General features: G+C 52.7%; 13 protein-coding genes, 1 pseudogene and 1 other annotated feature. Of the genes and pseudogenes, 9 read left to right on the forward strand and 5 right to left on the reverse strand.

Annotated features, from left to right (window positions below; genetic code table 11):
- Window position 1: 1 nt before the first annotated feature.
- From rluB to rnm, 3 genes are all read right to left on the reverse strand, one after another.
- Window positions 2-922 (reverse strand): 23S rRNA pseudouridine(2605) synthase RluB, encoded by a 921-nt coding sequence (gene rluB / locus ACJY2G_RS08695; protein ID WP_240783389.1) that lies wholly within the window; start codon window positions 920-922, stop codon window positions 2-4.
- Between the two features lie 611 nt (window positions 923-1,533).
- The gene (locus tag ACJY2G_RS08700) at window positions 1,534-2,154 is read right to left on the reverse strand and encodes an L-threonylcarbamoyladenylate synthase (protein WP_112288841.1); all 621 of its coding nucleotides are present in this window, start codon (window positions 2,152-2,154) and stop codon (window positions 1,534-1,536) included.
- A gap of 34 nt (window positions 2,155-2,188) precedes the next feature.
- Entirely contained in the window at window positions 2,189-3,118 is a 930-nt protein-coding gene (gene rnm, locus ACJY2G_RS08705; protein ID WP_425272789.1) for an RNase RNM, read from the reverse strand.
- A 334-nt stretch (window positions 3,119-3,452) separates the two neighbouring features.
- Window positions 3,453-3,555: a sequence feature (Trp leader region), on the forward strand.
- A 55-nt stretch (window positions 3,556-3,610) separates the two neighbouring features.
- On the opposite strand from rnm, the gene ACJY2G_RS08710 reads away from it, so the two are divergent.
- From ACJY2G_RS08710 to ACJY2G_RS08735, 6 genes and pseudogenes are all read left to right on the forward strand, one after another.
- A complete protein-coding gene (locus tag ACJY2G_RS08710; RefSeq protein WP_439291658.1) occupies window positions 3,611-5,173 on the forward strand; it encodes an anthranilate synthase component 1 in 1,563 nt (520 codons plus the stop codon).
- Between the two features lies 1 nt (window position 5,174).
- Window positions 5,175-6,778 (forward strand): annotated as a pseudogene (gene trpD / locus ACJY2G_RS08715) (bifunctional anthranilate synthase glutamate amidotransferase component TrpG/anthranilate phosphoribosyltransferase TrpD).
- 3 nt (window positions 6,779-6,781) lie between these two features.
- Window positions 6,782-8,146 carry a bifunctional indole-3-glycerol-phosphate synthase TrpC/phosphoribosylanthranilate isomerase TrpF gene (gene trpCF, locus ACJY2G_RS08720; protein WP_439291659.1) on the forward strand — a complete coding sequence of 455 codons (1,365 nt, stop codon included), beginning with the start codon at window positions 6,782-6,784 and terminating at the stop codon, window positions 8,144-8,146.
- A gap of 44 nt (window positions 8,147-8,190) precedes the next feature.
- On the forward strand, window positions 8,191-9,381 hold the full coding sequence (gene trpB / locus ACJY2G_RS08725; protein WP_112288837.1) for a tryptophan synthase subunit beta: 1,191 nt from the start codon (window positions 8,191-8,193) through the stop codon (window positions 9,379-9,381).
- Window positions 9,381-10,187, forward strand: a complete 807-nt coding sequence (trpA, locus tag ACJY2G_RS08730) for a tryptophan synthase subunit alpha (protein WP_439291660.1) — start codon at window positions 9,381-9,383, stop codon at window positions 10,185-10,187. Before trpB ends, trpA begins: the two co-directional genes overlap by 1 nt.
- A 217-nt stretch (window positions 10,188-10,404) precedes the next feature.
- Complete coding sequence (locus ACJY2G_RS08735) at window positions 10,405-10,719, forward strand: BON domain-containing protein (protein WP_095921655.1); 315 nt, start codon at window positions 10,405-10,407, stop codon at window positions 10,717-10,719.
- A 73-nt stretch (window positions 10,720-10,792) separates the two neighbouring features.
- On the opposite strand, the gene ompW is transcribed toward ACJY2G_RS08735, so the two are convergent.
- Window positions 10,793-11,425 (reverse strand): outer membrane protein OmpW, encoded by a 633-nt coding sequence (ompW, locus tag ACJY2G_RS08740; protein ID WP_112288835.1) that lies wholly within the window; start codon window positions 11,423-11,425, stop codon window positions 10,793-10,795.
- A gap of 435 nt (window positions 11,426-11,860) precedes the next feature.
- Here ompW and ACJY2G_RS08745 point away from each other — a divergent pair, with 435 nt between their 5' ends.
- The 3 genes from ACJY2G_RS08745 to yciA all read left to right on the forward strand — a co-directional run bounded on the left by ACJY2G_RS08745 (window position 11,861) and on the right by yciA (window position 13,760).
- On the forward strand, window positions 11,861-12,616 hold the full coding sequence (locus ACJY2G_RS08745) for a YciC family protein (RefSeq protein WP_112288834.1): 756 nt from the start codon (window positions 11,861-11,863) through the stop codon (window positions 12,614-12,616).
- 99 nt (window positions 12,617-12,715) lie between these two features.
- Entirely contained in the window at window positions 12,716-13,255 is a 540-nt protein-coding gene (locus tag ACJY2G_RS08750) for a septation protein A (RefSeq protein ID WP_439291661.1), read from the forward strand.
- A 64-nt stretch (window positions 13,256-13,319) separates the two neighbouring features.
- Window positions 13,320-13,760: an acyl-CoA thioester hydrolase YciA gene (yciA, locus tag ACJY2G_RS08755; protein WP_013575935.1), complete on the forward strand. Its 441-nt coding sequence runs from the start codon at window positions 13,320-13,322 to the stop codon at window positions 13,758-13,760.
- A gap of 88 nt (window positions 13,761-13,848) precedes the next feature.
- Here yciA and ACJY2G_RS08760 read toward each other — a convergent pair whose 3' ends face one another.
- Window positions 13,849-14,586: a TonB family protein gene (locus ACJY2G_RS08760; protein ID WP_439291662.1), complete on the reverse strand. Its 738-nt coding sequence runs from the start codon at window positions 14,584-14,586 to the stop codon at window positions 13,849-13,851.
- Between the last annotated feature and the right edge of the window lie 132 nt (window positions 14,587-14,718).

Consider the following 14,718-nt stretch of genomic DNA (forward strand, 5'->3'; position numbering starts at 1 on the left):
ATTAACCCCGTTTTGCCGGTCCGGTTGCGCGACGTGCCGGTGCAACCTGAGTGTGGCGCTTAACAGCACGACGGATCTGGTTAGCTTTCACACGACGACGGTCACGTTCAACCGGCAGTTTGCTGACGGTTTCTTCGGTCATATCGACCAGTGTGCGCAGATAGTTGATGTCTGGCAGATCCAGCTCTTTATAGCCGCCACGAGGCAGGCCTTTAGGCAGGTTCAGGTCACCATAACGCACGCGGATCAGGCGACTGACCTGCACGCCAACGGCTTCCCACAGACGACGAACTTCGCGGTTACGCCCTTCTGTCAGGGTCACGTTGTACCACTGGTTCAGGCCTTCGCCGCCCTGGAATTTGATCGAGCGGAATGCCGCAGGACCGTCTTCCAGCTGCACGCCACGGCTCAGTTGTTTGATTTTTTCATCATCAACCTGACCGAACACACGTACGGCATATTCGCGTTCAACTTCACGGCTCGGGTGCATCAGGCGGTTAGCCAGTTCACCGTCGGTGGTGAATAACAGCAGGCCGGAGGTGTTAACGTCCAGACGCCCTACCGCAATCCAGCGTGAACCGCGCATTTTTGGCAGACGGTCAAAGACGGTCGGACGGCCTTCCGGATCACTGCGCGTACACAACTCGCCTTCCGGCTTGTAGTACGCCAGCACGCGGCAGACAGTGTCCTGAGATTCCATCACTGACAGAACGTGGCCATCAAGACGAATTTTGGTGCCGCCGGTGACTTCCACGCGGTCGCCCAGCGTAGAAATTTTACCGTCAACGCTGACGCGGCCAGCCTGGATCATCGCTTCAACTTCACGACGTGAACCGTGGCCTGCACGCGCCAGGACTTTTTGCAGCTTTTCGCTTTGTCCTTCGGTGCTGTCCAGTGCGTTCTTCGGCTTCTGGTATTTCACTTCTTCTTCTTCGCCGTTTTCATCAAACAGCGCTTCAGCTTTAGGTTTGGTACCACGCGGTTTTAGCGGCGCGCGAGGTTTTTCACCACGGGCATTTTCCGGACGACCCGGTTTGCCTGTACGTGGTTTTTCAATACGGGAGTTTTCGGTGCGTGAATCGCCGCGGCCTGCGTCAGAACGTGGTTTGTCTGAACGCGGCTTGTCGCTGCGTGGTTTATCTGTACGTGGTTTGTCAGTACGTGGCTTTTCGCCGCGCTTTTCAGCCCGTGACGGTTCCGGACGGCTTTTAGCTGCGCCGGAATTTCTGCCACTTTTTGGCTTGTCACCAGATGGACGTGCCGGTTTGGCTTTATCGCTGGTGTGCTTCTGGGAATTATACTTCTCGCTCATTGAGCAGCCTCATTTGTCGCCTTCACAGGCGTCGGGGGGAGCCGGCAGCATGACGTGATTCGCCATCTGCCCGCCAAAATTCAGTTATTGCGTAGTGATACAACGACTTACAAAAAAGTCAGCCCGCCATTATACACATTTATCAGTAATTTGTATCCCGCTAAGGACGTTACGGGCTGATTATTTTTCAAACAAAATGCAAAAAATGGCTCACGGGAAGATCAGCGGAAAGGTGCCGGATCGCCCGCGCCTTCACGTATCACTTCCGGTGACGCTTCGGTCAGGTCAATCACCGTCGTCGGTTGCTGACCGAGGGATCCGCCGTCAATCACCAGATCAACCAGCTTGCCTAAATTATCCTTGATGTCTTCCGGATCAGATTCTGCAAAGTCATTGCCCGGCAGCATCAGCGTGGTGGACATCAGCGGCTCACCCAGTGCATCGAGTAATGCGACAGCAATCGGGTTTGATGGCACGCGCAGACCAATGGTTTTACGCTTCTCACTCATCAGGCGACGCGGCACTTCTTTGGTCGCTTTCAGAATGAACGTGTAGTTACCCGGCGTGTTATTTTTGATCAGACGAAATGCCGAATTATCCACGTAAGCGTAAGTGGACAGCTCAGAGAGATCACGGCACATCAGAGTAAAGTTGTGGTTTCCGTCTAACTGACGGATGCGGCAAATGCGCTCCATCGCGTTCTTTTCTTCCAGACGACAACCCAGCGCATAGCCAGAGTCCGTCGGATAAACGATCACATTGCCCTTGCGCAGCAATTCGACCGCCTGATTAATCAGGCGTGGCTGCGGATTTTCAGGGTGAATATAAAAATATTGACTCATTGTTCCCTCTTAATTCTTCTTCTGCGGTCGGGCTTCAGACCAGTTCAATTTCAGGCTGTTTCCCGGCGACCGGCCAGTGTTGCCATACCGGTTCAACGCCTGCGGGAAGCCAAAGTTTGCGCCCCAGCTCAATCCACGAACAGGGCTGATGAAAATCAGACCCCTGCGAGGCGAGCAAATTATAGTCACGGGCGTAAGCCGCCAGTTGCGCACGCTCATTGGGTGCCTGCTGACACTGCGCGACTTCCATCGCATCGCCGCCCTGTTCCGCAAAGAACGCGAGCAGGCGTTTCAGCCATTTTGTGGACAAGTCATAACGCCCCGGATGGGCGACCACGGCCTGTCCGCCAGACTGATGAATCGCATCAATCGCTTGTTCTATTGTACACCACTGTGGCGGAACATAGCCGGTCTTGCCTTTGGCGAGGAATTTTTTGAACACCTGGGCGATATTATCAGCCGCACCGAATTCCACCAGATAGCGGGCAAAGTGTGCCCGGGTGACGGCACCACCATCGGCCAGACGCAACGCGCCTTCCCATGCACCTTCGATACGCGCTTTCGCCAGACGACGGCCCATTTCCTGCGCACGTTGCTGACGTAAATCGGCCTGCACTTTCAGCAGTTCGATCATCGCCGGATGCAAAGGGTCGATGCCCAGCCCGACGATGTGAATTTCATGGTTTTCCCACAATGTAGAAATTTCAACACCGTTCACCAGTTGCAACGGCAGCTGATTTTCAGCAATGGCTTGTGCCGCCCGCGCCAGCCCTTCCGTGCTGTCGTGATCGGTGATCGCCAGAACGCCCACCCGCATTTCCACCGCACGCGCGACCAGTGCTTCAGGCGTTAGATAGCCGTCCGACGCCGTGGTATGGCTGTGAAGATCGTAGATCGTGAATGCAGTGCTGGGGGTCTGATCGTCTGCTGAAGATGAAGTGTTTACGGGTAAAGTCGTCGTCACGTGGGGAATTAACCTGTTTCTGAATGCAGCGCCCATCATAACGCGTTAGGGCTTTTCACGTTAGGGATGATTTTCACCTGAACGTGATGCACTGCAACGGTGCGATAACACTTTTTGCACAATACAGCCGCACCACGGCCGCACTAAAGCGGGGAAGTGCATGAAAAAGAGGGTTGACTTTACATCCCTGAACTAGTTTACTAGTACGCAAGTTCACGGGACAGTTCAGAAATGAACAGCGTGACAAACCGATTCAGAAAGCTTACGTTTTAAAGACGTTAGCTTCATAAACAAACAAGAGTGTCTGATGATGAAAACTCACATGATGGCGGTTCTCAGCTGGTGGCGTACTTCCCTTTGGCGGGCGGAATAATCACGCATAGCTGTCATCAGACGCTGCAAGATTTCCGAAGCCCGCATAATGCGGGCTTTTTTGTGGCCGTCTATTTGAAATCTGTTTTACAGAAACGTTAAAAAATTTCAGGAAGCAAAATGACTATTCAGAAACCACGATTAGAATTGCTGACCGCAGAAGGATGTTATCGCAGCGACCCGACGGCCATTTTCCACCAGCTTTGTGGCGCACGCCCGGCTACGCTGCTGCTTGAATCCTCAGAAGTGACCAGCAAAGAAAACCTGAAGAGCCTGTTGATTGTTGACAGCGCCCTGCGCATCACTGCGCTGGGTTCCCGGGTTTCCATTCAGGCACTGACCCCCAACGGCGCGTCTTTACTGTCACTGATTGACGCCGCATTACCGGCTGAAATCCGCAATGATGTTCGTCCGAACGGTCGCGAACTGAGCTTCCCGGTGATTGACCAGATGCAGGACGAAGATGCCCGTCTGCGTTCACGTTCCGTATTTGACGCACTGCGTAGCATTCTGACCTCAGTTGAAACGCCTGCGGATGAGCGCGAGGCGATGTTCCTCGGCGGTCTGTTTGCTTATGACCTGGTCGCCGGTTTCGAAGATTTACCGCAACTGCCTTCTGATCAGCGCTGCCCGGATTTCTGTTTCTATCTGGCAGAAACCCTGCTGGTGCTTGACCATCAGAACCGCTCCTGCCGTCTGCAGGCCAGCTTGTTTACCCCATCAGCTGAAGAGAAACAGCGCCTGCACGAGCGTCTGGAACAGTTGCAACATCAGCTGCAATTACCGGCGCACGCCATTGCGCATCAGAGCGTGCCGGAAATGCAACTGAGCGTGAACCAGAGTGACGAGGTGTTCGGCGCCGTTGTTGAAAAAATGAAAGTGGCGATCCGCGCCGGTGAAATTTTCCAGGTCGTGCCTTCACGTCGTTTCTCACTGCCATGCCCTGCTCCGCTGGCAGCTTATGAAACGCTGAAAAACAACAACCCGAGCCCGTACATGTTTTTCATGCAGGACAACGATTTCACGTTGTTCGGCGCATCGCCAGAGAGCGCGCTGAAATATGACGCGACGAATCGCCAGATCGAAATCTATCCGATTGCAGGCACCCGCCCGCGCGGTCGCCGTGCTGACGGTTCACTGGATTTAGATCTCGACAGCCGTATCGAACTGGAAATGCGTACCGATCATAAAGAACTGGCCGAGCATCTGATGCTGGTGGATTTAGCGCGTAACGATCTGGCGCGTATCTGTGAGCCTGGCAGCCGTTACGTCGCCGACCTGACCAAAGTTGACCGTTATTCTTTCGTGATGCATCTGGTGTCCCGCGTGGTCGGCACACTGCGTCATGACCTCGACGTGCTGCATGCTTATCAGGCCGTCATGAATATGGGCACGCTGACCGGCGCACCGAAAGTTCGCGCCATGCAGCTGATTTCCGCCTCCGAGCAGACACGTCGCGGCAGTTACGGCGGCGCGGTTGGCTACTTCACCGCTCACGGTGATTTAGATACCTGCATCGTGATCCGCTCAGCCTATGTCGAAGACGGCATTGCCACCGTGCAGGCAGGCGGCGGCGTGGTGCTGGATTCCGTCCCGCAAGCTGAAGCCGACGAAACCCGTAATAAAGCCCGTGCAGTCCTGCGCGCCATCGCCACCGCCCACAATGCGAAAGAGGTATTTTAAGATGGCCGATATCTTACTCATCGATAACATCGATTCCTTTACTTACAACCTCGTCGATCAGCTGCGTTCAAGTGGTCATAACGTGGTGATTTACCGCAATCAGATACCGGCTGACGTGATTATTGAAAAACTCAGCCAGCTGGAAAAACCCGTGCTGGTGCTTTCTCCGGGTCCGGGTACGCCTTCCGAAGCGGGCTGCATGCCGGAACTGCTGAAACGTCTGCGCGGCCAGTTACCGATTATCGGTATCTGCCTGGGTCATCAGGCGATTGTCGAAACCTACGGCGGATTTGTAGGTCAGGCGGGTGAAATCCTGCACGGTAAAGCGTCTTCTGTTACGCATGACAACGAAGCTATGTTTGCCGGTATGAACAACCCGCTGCCGGTAGCACGTTATCACTCGCTGGTCGGCAGCCAGATCCCCGACGGTCTGACCGTTAACGCCCGTTTCGGCGACATGGTGATGGCAGTGCGTCACGAAGAAGATCGCGTTTGCGGTTTCCAGTTCCATCCGGAATCCATCTTAACTTCACAGGGCGCCCGTCTGCTTGAGCAGACACTGGCCTGGGCTTTGGCGTAAGGAGAACTGTCATGAAAACGCAAACTATTCCCGGCATTCTCGAAAATCTGTTTCGCGCTCAGACAATGACGCAGGAAGAAAGCCAGCAGTTATTTACCGCCATCGTGAATGGCGAACTGGAACCGGCGCAGCTGGCCGGTGCATTAATCAGCATGAAAGTGCGTGGCGAACAACCGGCTGAAATCGCCGGTGCCGCCAAAGCGTTGCTGGCACACGCGGAACCGTTCCCGCGTCCTGATTATCAGTTCGCTGACATTGTCGGCACCGGCGGCGATGGCACCAACAGCATCAACATTTCTACCGCCAGCGCCTTTGTGGCCGCGGCGTGTGGCGCTCGCGTGGCGAAACACGGCAACCGCAGCGTGTCCAGCCGTTCGGGCTCGTCGGATTTACTGGTGGCGTTTGGTATCCGTCTGGATATGCCAGCGGAAGAATCCCGCGCCGCGCTGGATGACCTGAACGTGTGTTTCCTGTTCGCACCGCAATATCACACTGGTTTTCGCCATGCGATGCCGGTACGCAAAGCACTGAAAACCCGCACGCTGTTTAACGTGCTGGGTCCGCTGATTAACCCGGCACGTCCGCCGCTGGCGCTGATTGGCGTGTACAGCCCGGAGCTGGTGCAGCCGATTGCCGAAACATTGCGTGCGCTGGGATATGAGCGTGCGGCAGTGGTTCACGGCGGCGGAATGGATGAGGTTGCTATCCACGCAGCCACACAGGTTGCCGAGCTGAAAGACGGTAAAATCACCACTTATGAACTGACGCCGCAGGACTTCGGTCTGGATAATTATCCGATTGAATCCTTGCTGGGCGGCGAGCCGGAAGAAAACCGTGACATTCTGGCACGCTTATTACAAGGTAAAGGAGATCCGGCCCATGAAGCCGCGGTAGCCGTCAATGTGGCGATGTTACTGCGTCTGTTCGGTCAGGAAGACTTAAAGCAAAATGCACAACAGGCTTTGGCCGTCATGCGCAGCGGTGAACCTTACCAGCGCGTGCTGGCATTGGCAGCAAGAGGATAAGTGATGCAGCAGGAAACCGTGCTCCACAAAATTGTACGCGACAAGGAAATTTGGGTCGCGGCACGCAAAGAACAACAACCGCTGGCCAGCTTTCAGAACGAAATAACTCAGAGCCAGCGCAGTTTCTACCATGCCCTGCAAGGTGCAAGAACGGCCTTTATTCTGGAGTGTAAACAAGCCTCTCCGTCGAAAGGGAAGATCCGCGAAAACTTCGATCCGGTAGAAATCGCCAGTGTTTATAAAGACCATGCGTCCGCCATTTCAGTATTAACCGATGAGAAATACTTCCAGGGCAGTTTTGATTTCCTGCCGCTGGTCAGCAAAACCGTCACACAGCCGGTGCTGTGCAAAGATTTTATTATCGACCCGTATCAGATCCACCTGGCCCGCTTTTATCAGGCCGATGCGATTTTGCTGATGCTGTCAGTGCTGGATGATGACCAGTACGTTCAGCTCGCCGCCGTCGCTCACAGCCTGAATATGGGCGTACTGACCGAAGCGAGTAATGAAGAAGAACTGGATCGCGCCGTTAAGCTGAAAGCGAAAGTGGTCGGTATCAATAACCGCGACCTGCGCGATTTATCCATCGACCTGAACCGCACCCGTGAACTGGCACCGCGCGTTCCGCACGGCATGACGGTCATCAGTGAATCCGGCATTAATACTTACGGGCAAATTCGTGAGCTCAGCCGCTTCGCCAATGGTTTCCTGATTGGCAGCGCGCTGATGTCAGAACAAGATTTGTCCGCTGCCGTGCGTCGTGTGCTGCTCGGTGATAATAAAGTCTGCGGCCTGACCCGCGCTGAGGACGCCAAAGCGGCCTACGACGCCGGTGCCATTTATGGCGGACTGATTTTTGTCGAAACCTCACCGCGTTTCGTCACACAAACGCTGGCGAAAGAAGTGCAGAACGGCGCGCCGCTGAAATATGTCGGCGTGTTCCGCGATGAAACCGTCAGCACAGTGGTACAAACCGCAGAGATTCTGAAACTGACCGCCGTGCAACTTCACGGCGATGAGAGCCAGGCCTATATCGATGAACTGCGCGCAGCGCTGCCGGAAGCCGTGCAGATCTGGAAAGCGCTGAGCGTCAAAGAAACATTGCCCGCGCGCGACCTGAACCACGTGGATCGTTACGTGCTCGACAACGGCAAAGGCGGCACCGGTTATCGTTTCGACTGGAGTAAACTGGCCGGTCACGATCTGAGCAATACGTTACTCGCCGGTGGCCTGAGCGCAGATAACTGTGTTGAAGCCGCACAGCTCGGTTGTGCAGGTCTGGATTTCAACTCCGGTGTTGAAAGCGAGCCGGGCATCAAAGATGCCGAAAAAATTACCGCCGTATTCCAGACATTGCGGGCGTACTAAGCCGCACGCAATGACGCAAAAATTGACAGACAGGACGGAATAACATGACTTTACTTAATCCCTACTTCGGCGAATTTGGCGGCCAGTATGTTCCGCAAATTCTGATGCCTGCGCTGGTCCAGCTGGAAGAAGCCTTTGTCAGTGCACAGCGCGACCCTGAGTTTCAGGCTGAATTTATTGATTTGCTGAAAAACTACGCAGGTCGCCCGACGGCGCTGACACTGTGCAAAAACCTCACCGCCGGTACTAAAACCAAGCTGTATCTTAAGCGTGAAGATTTGCTGCACGGCGGCGCGCATAAGACTAACCAGGTGTTGGGTCAGGCATTGCTGGCAAAACGCATGGGCAAAACAGAAATCATTGCTGAAACCGGTGCCGGCCAGCACGGTGTGGCATCGGCTCTGGCCTGCGCCCTGCTCGGTCTGAAATGCCGCATTTATATGGGTGCCAAAGACATTGAGCGTCAGTCGCCAAACGTGTTCCGTATGCGCCTGATGGGTGCGGAAGTGATCCCGGTACACAGCGGTTCATCCACGCTGAAAGATGCCTGTAATGAGGCACTGCGTGACTGGTCAGGCAGCTATGAAACAGCACACTACATGCTGGGCACCGCAGCAGGCCCGCATCCGTATCCGACTATCGTGCGCGAATTCCAGCGCATGATCGGCGAAGAAACCAAATCCCAGATGCAGGAACGCGAAGGCTGTCTGCCGGATGCGGTGATTGCCTGCGTCGGTGGCGGTTCCAATGCCATTGGCATGTTTGCAGATTTCATCGACGACACCAGCGTGAAACTGATTGGGGTTGAACCGGGTGGTCTGGGTATCGAAACCGGACAACACGGCGCGCCGCTTAAACACGGTCACGTCGGCATTTATTTCGGCATGAAAGCGCCAATGATGCAGACGTCTGAAGGTCAGATTGAAGAGTCCTACTCGATTTCAGCCGGTCTGGATTTCCCGTCTGTCGGCCCGCAACACGCCTTCCTCAACAGTATCGGCCGTGCAGAATATGTGTCGATTACCGATGATGAAGCGCTGGATGCCTTTAAAGAATTGTCCCGTCATGAAGGGATTATTCCTGCGCTGGAATCCTCACACGCGCTGGCTTATGCGTTGAAACTGATCAAGGAAACGCCAGAGAAAGAACAAATCCTGGTCGTGAATTTGTCAGGTCGCGGCGACAAAGACATTTTCACCGTACACGACATCCTGACTGCCCGGGGAGAAATTTAATGGAACGTTATCAGCAATTATTCAAGCGTCTGGAAAGCAAAAAAGAAGGTGCATTTGTTCCTTTCGTTACGCTGGGCGATCCGGGCGTTGAGCTTTCCCTGTCCATCATCGACACGCTGATTGAAGCGGGTGCGGATGCGCTGGAACTGGGGATCCCGTTCTCTGACCCGCTGGCTGACGGCCCGACGATTCAGAATGCTAACCTGCGCGCTTTCGCAGCGGGTGTGACACCGACGCAGTGTTTCAATATGCTCGCACGCATCCGTGAAAAGCACCCGGACATTCCGATTGGCCTGCTGATGTACGCCAATCTGGTGTTCCACAACGGTATCGAAACCTTCTATCAGCGTTGCGCTGAAGTGGGCGTCGATTCTGTGCTGGTGGCCGATGTGCCGTTTGAAGAATCCACGCCGTTCCGCGCCGCTGCATTGCGACACGGTATTGCGCCAATTTTCATCTGCCCGCCAAATGCGTCGGATGACTTGCTGCGTGAGATTTCTTCTCATGGTCGCGGCTACACCTATTTGCTGTCCCGCGCTGGCGTTACCGGTACGGAGAAGCGCGCGCTGACGCCGCTGAATCACATGGTTGATAAGTTGCGGGAATACAATGCTGCGCCACCATTGCAGGGCTTTGGTATTTCTGAACCTTCACAGGTGAAAGAAACGCTGGCCGCAGGCGCAGCCGGTGCGATTTCCGGTTCAGCGACAGTGCGTATCATCGAAAACAACCAGCATCAGCCTTCTGAAATGCTGGCTCAGCTTTCCCGCTTTGTCAGTGAAATGAAGGCCGCAACCCACGCATAACCTTCTCTAAAACAGAACCTCAGTCATACAGTGACTAAGGTTCTGTTTCTTTTAATTTCTTACTTTTTTTTACCCCGCTTAATTTGTATTACCCATTTCAATAATCCAAACTAAAATTACTCTGCAGATCAATGATACTGTACGTGAGAGAGATATCATCTGCTCAGTTAAACGTTTGTTTCTTTTGGTTTTATAACAAATCATGGAGAGTTATTTTATGAAGCTATTCAAAACATTGTCCGCATTCTGCATGGCAGCCGTTGTGGTCATGGCCGTTGCCGCTTGTGCACCGACTAAAAAATCAGAAGGAACCGGTGGTTACATCGATGACACTGTTGTCACGACAAAAGTAAAATCAGCCCTGCTGGCCGATAAAACGATTAAATCCACTGAGATTAGCGTCGAGACCTTTAAAGGCCGCGTGCAGTTAAGTGGTTTTGTGACGTCAACAGCGGATGCAAACCGTGCGGTAGAAGTGACGCGTGGCGTTGCAGGTGTACGTTCGATTGAAAATGATATGCGGGTAAAATAAGCCCGCAAATGCGGTAAACTGAAAAGCGAAGAGGCGCCGAAGCGCCTCTTTTTTTGTGTTTTTTTCTTTAAAATCAGAAACGATAGCCGACGCCAAACATAAAGACCCACGGATCGATCCGGGTGTTGATGTTTTGCTGCTCACCACCGGCTTTGAATTTAACTTCCGTATCAATATCCATCCACCACACAGACATGTTGATTAACCAGTTGTCGTCCAGGTTGTAATCCAGCCCCGCCTGCGTTGCCACGCCCCATGAATCTTTGACGCTTAAATCAGACAGCCCGGCATCACGCCCGGTCTGGTTGAAATCCGTGTCATAGAACGTGGTGTAGTTGATACCCACACCGAGGTAAGGACGCAATTTGTCCTGTCTGTCACCGAAGTAATACTGCGCCATCAATGAAGGCGGCAACTGCTTCACTTCTGCGATTGTCCCGGTACTTTGCAAACCGACTTTGTGCTGGAACGGCGTCGCGGCCAGCAACTCCATGCCGATATTGTCGGTGAACATGTAGCCAAGTGTTAAGCCCATCTGGGTATTGTTGTTGATATTAAATGACCCCAGACCCAGCACGTTATCCGAACCTTCTGTCGGACGTACCGTGGCGGTGCCTACGCGAAAAATCACATCCCCTGCCTGATGTGCGCTCGCGACTGCCGGAAATGCCGCTGCTGCGACTAATGCCCAATATGCTGCTTTCATTGTCCCTTCCCTTTGTGTGGATTATTTATCAACCGCGCGAATGATACCTACTCTTTGGTATGGTTTGATCAATGCGAGATCACATCTTTAAAACAAAAAGTAAGAAAATGCATCTTCCGCAAAGCGATCTAAATCTATAAAAACAAAGGAATTGATCTACATCAAAAATGAGGGGGTTTTGTAGATTTGTTAACAGGTGTAATCCCAGTTGCTAAAAAAATAGCGTTGCGTAATTTGCATACACAAGTTGGTTTTAAAATGGTGCCGTGGGCTGAATACGAGTTTACTGGCGATTGTTCTCAGTCACCTCAGCGACGTTTACGCAGAGATTCATCAGGCAAACTGACAGGAAATCAGCGCAAAACTATCGGCGGAGTATATTTAAAGGGTACAATCGCCGCCTTATTGATTTTTGCTTTTTGCCAAGGAGCGTCCATGTCTATCACGGCCAGTACGTTGTACCGTGACAGTTATAATTTTATGCGTAATCAGATGAGTAGCGTTTTGGCGCTCTCGGTTCTGGCCGCATTGATTACCGTCATATTGAGCTGGGTTTTAAGTCCTTCCGCTGAGCAGATCGATGCTATCGGCCAACTGATGAGCAACATGACCGGCATGAGCGTCGGCGATATGATGGGTTATATCGAACAGCAAATTACTCCGGAGCAGCAAAGCGCTATTTTCCGCTATAGCCTGGCAGCGCTGTTTTCCACCCTGGCTGGTAACGTCATTCTGGTCGGCGGCGTATTAACGCTCATTCAGCTGGTTTCTCAGGGTGTACGCGCCAGTGTCGTTCAGGTGATGACCGCTTCCCTGCCGGTTCTGCCGCGTCTGGCTATTTTGCTCTTCATTTACAGCGTGATGTTCCGTATCGGGCTGGCACTGCTGTTTGTTCCTGCTTTCCTGATTGCGATTGCATGGGCGTTATCCCCGGTTATCGCGTGCAAAGAGAACACGGGTGCCTTCAAAGCGATGCGCCTGAGTACACGTCTGGCCTTCTCAAATGTACGTCTTGTGGCACCGGCTGTGATGTTGTGGATTGTGGCACAAGTGGTTCTGATGCTGTTTGTCGGCGTTCTGAGCGCACTCAATCCGATGATTGGCGCCGTTATTCTCGGCGCAGTCAGCAATATCATCAGTGCATTTATGCTCATTTATCTGTTCCGTCTTTACATGAAATTACATGCATAATATAGACATACGTTTTTAAGGGGCGCTCCGGCGCCCTTTTCTTTTGTCCGTGAAATGATTCCGGTATAGTCATCCCATACATAAAACATGGAATGAAGTATGAAGCAGCTCCTCGATTTTCTTCCCCTGATTGTCTTTTTTGTGGTTTATAAGCTTTACGACATCTTTGTCGCATCAGGCGCGTTAATCGCTGCCACCGCGTTAGCGTTAGTGATCACCTGGATTCTGTACCGTAAAATCGAGAAGATGACGTTAATCACCTTCGCGATGGTGGCGGTTTTCGGCACCCTGACCCTGGTTTTCCATAATGATGACTTCATTAAATGGAAAGTGACCGTGATTTACGTCCTGTTCTCCGGCGCATTGCTGATCAGTCAGCTGGTGCTGAAAAAGCCTTTAATCCAGCGTATGTTGGGTAAAGAGCTGACATTGCCGGATCACGTGTGGAATAAACTGAACATCAGCTGGGCGATCTTTTTCCTGCTGTGCGGCCTGGCTAACATCTATGTCGCCTTCTGGTTGCCACAAAATATTTGGGTCAACTTTAAGGTCTTTGGCCTGACAGCCCTGACGCTGGTATTTACGCTGTTAAGTGGTATCTATATTTACCGGCATATGCCGGATGATGAAAAAAAATAAGCATTTTTTTGCACAGGCCTTTCTTTGAAAGGCCTTAATCTTTTGACAGTGTGAAGCCCAATACATGAACGAAAAACATAGCTTACCCAATGGTGAAATGGTGTTGCGTACGCTGGCTATGCCCGCTGACACCAATGCAAACGGTGATATTTTTGGCGGCTGGCTGATGTCACAGATGGACATGGGCGGTGCGATCCAGGCGAAGGAAATCGCTAAAGGTCGCGTCGTGACGGTTCGCGTTGATGGCATGACATTCCTCAAGCCGGTCGCGGTCGGTGATGTGGTGTGCTGTTATGCCCGTTGTATCCGTACCGGCAACAGCTCGATTACCATCAATGTTGAAGTCTGGGTGAAGAAAGTCTCTTCTGAGCCTATCGGACAGCGTTACAGAGCCACTGAAGCGGTCTTTACCTATGTCGCCGTGGATGACGAAGGCAAATCACGTCAGTTGCCGGATGGACGCAGTAATTTCAGCGTTGATTCAGACGGTGTTTCTCAGGACTGAGTGATTTCCTGAAACGCTTAAAAACGAAAAGGTCGCCTCGAGGGGCGACCTTTTTTATTGTGCTGAACGTCAGAATCCGCAGCAGGTGTTACTCCACACTGCTGCCGCCTTTGATTTTGAACACCAGATTAACAATCAGGTTGCTCGCCGCTTTAGGCTCATAACGCCATTTGTTCATCGCCTGCTTCACTTCACGCTCAAACATGTTGCGTGGTTCGGCTGACAACACGCGGATATTCTGCACGCGACCGTCGCTGTCTACATCAAACTGCACACGTACACGACCTTCGATACGCAGGGCCAAAGCACGTGCCGGGTAACCAGGCTGCCCGCGTTGCAGCGGACGTGGCCCGCTGTCACTTTTTGCATTGGTTGACGCTGGCGGCTGACTGAACGGTTTGTTTACCGGCTGATTGCTGGTCACCGGCGCGGTTTGCACCGTTTGCGTCGGTTTTTCTACCGGACGTTCAACAGGCTTAACCTTCGGTTTCACCACGGGTTTTTTAACCGGCTTCGGTTTGGGTTTGGGTTTCGGTGGTTCAGGGATCACCACGGCTTCTGGCGGAGGTGGCGGCTCAGGCACCACTTCCGGCTCAGGCTCGGGTTCAGGTGGCGTCGGTTCAGCCTGAGGCGGCGGCGGAGGTGGCGCAAAGTCAGCGGGATTGACCATCGTCACGCTCATCACCTTTTGTTCCTGCGTCGGCAATTTGATTGACTCACCGACTGTCATATACAAAACGCCAGCGATAACAGCGACATGCAAACTGACAGCAAGCGCAACCGGAATCGTAACCTTGCAGATAAATCTAAACTTTTTTAGCGGCATAATGATTCATTTTCCCCGTGAAGCCGCAAGTTTAAATGTAAATAGCAATCATATTCAACACCGAGATGACAACTATTCTCAAATAACCTTTGCTTTGATCCTACGCAAAGCACTTTCCCCGGACTTCAGGTT

It is taken from the genome of Rahnella sp. ATs2, from assembly GCF_051851855.1.
Taxonomy (GTDB): Bacteria; Pseudomonadota; Gammaproteobacteria; order Enterobacterales; family Enterobacteriaceae; genus Rahnella; species Rahnella variigena.

Excerpts from the sequence above, each read along its gene's own strand:
- trpCF (WP_439291659.1), top strand. The coding sequence starts at position 6,782 with ATGCAGCAGGAAACCGTGCTCCACAAAATTGTACGCGACAAGGAAATT.
- ACJY2G_RS08750 (WP_439291661.1), top strand. The coding sequence starts at position 12,716 with ATGAAGCAGCTCCTCGATTTTCTTCCCCTGATTGTCTTTTTTGTGGTT.
- trpA (WP_439291660.1), top strand. The coding sequence starts at position 9,381 with ATGGAACGTTATCAGCAATTATTCAAGCGTCTGGAAAGCAAAAAAGAA.
- ACJY2G_RS08700 (WP_112288841.1), bottom strand. The coding sequence starts at position 2,154 with ATGAGTCAATATTTTTATATTCACCCTGAAAATCCGCAGCCACGCCTG.
- yciA (WP_013575935.1), top strand. The coding sequence starts at position 13,320 with ATGAACGAAAAACATAGCTTACCCAATGGTGAAATGGTGTTGCGTACG.
- ACJY2G_RS08760 (WP_439291662.1), bottom strand. The coding sequence starts at position 14,586 with ATGCCGCTAAAAAAGTTTAGATTTATCTGCAAGGTTACGATTCCGGTT.
- trpB (WP_112288837.1), top strand. The coding sequence starts at position 8,191 with ATGACTTTACTTAATCCCTACTTCGGCGAATTTGGCGGCCAGTATGTT.
- ompW (WP_112288835.1), bottom strand. The coding sequence starts at position 11,425 with ATGAAAGCAGCATATTGGGCATTAGTCGCAGCAGCGGCATTTCCGGCA.
- ACJY2G_RS08735 (WP_095921655.1), top strand. The coding sequence starts at position 10,405 with ATGAAGCTATTCAAAACATTGTCCGCATTCTGCATGGCAGCCGTTGTG.
- ACJY2G_RS08745 (WP_112288834.1), top strand. The coding sequence starts at position 11,861 with ATGTCTATCACGGCCAGTACGTTGTACCGTGACAGTTATAATTTTATG.
- ACJY2G_RS08710 (WP_439291658.1), top strand. The coding sequence starts at position 3,611 with ATGACTATTCAGAAACCACGATTAGAATTGCTGACCGCAGAAGGATGT.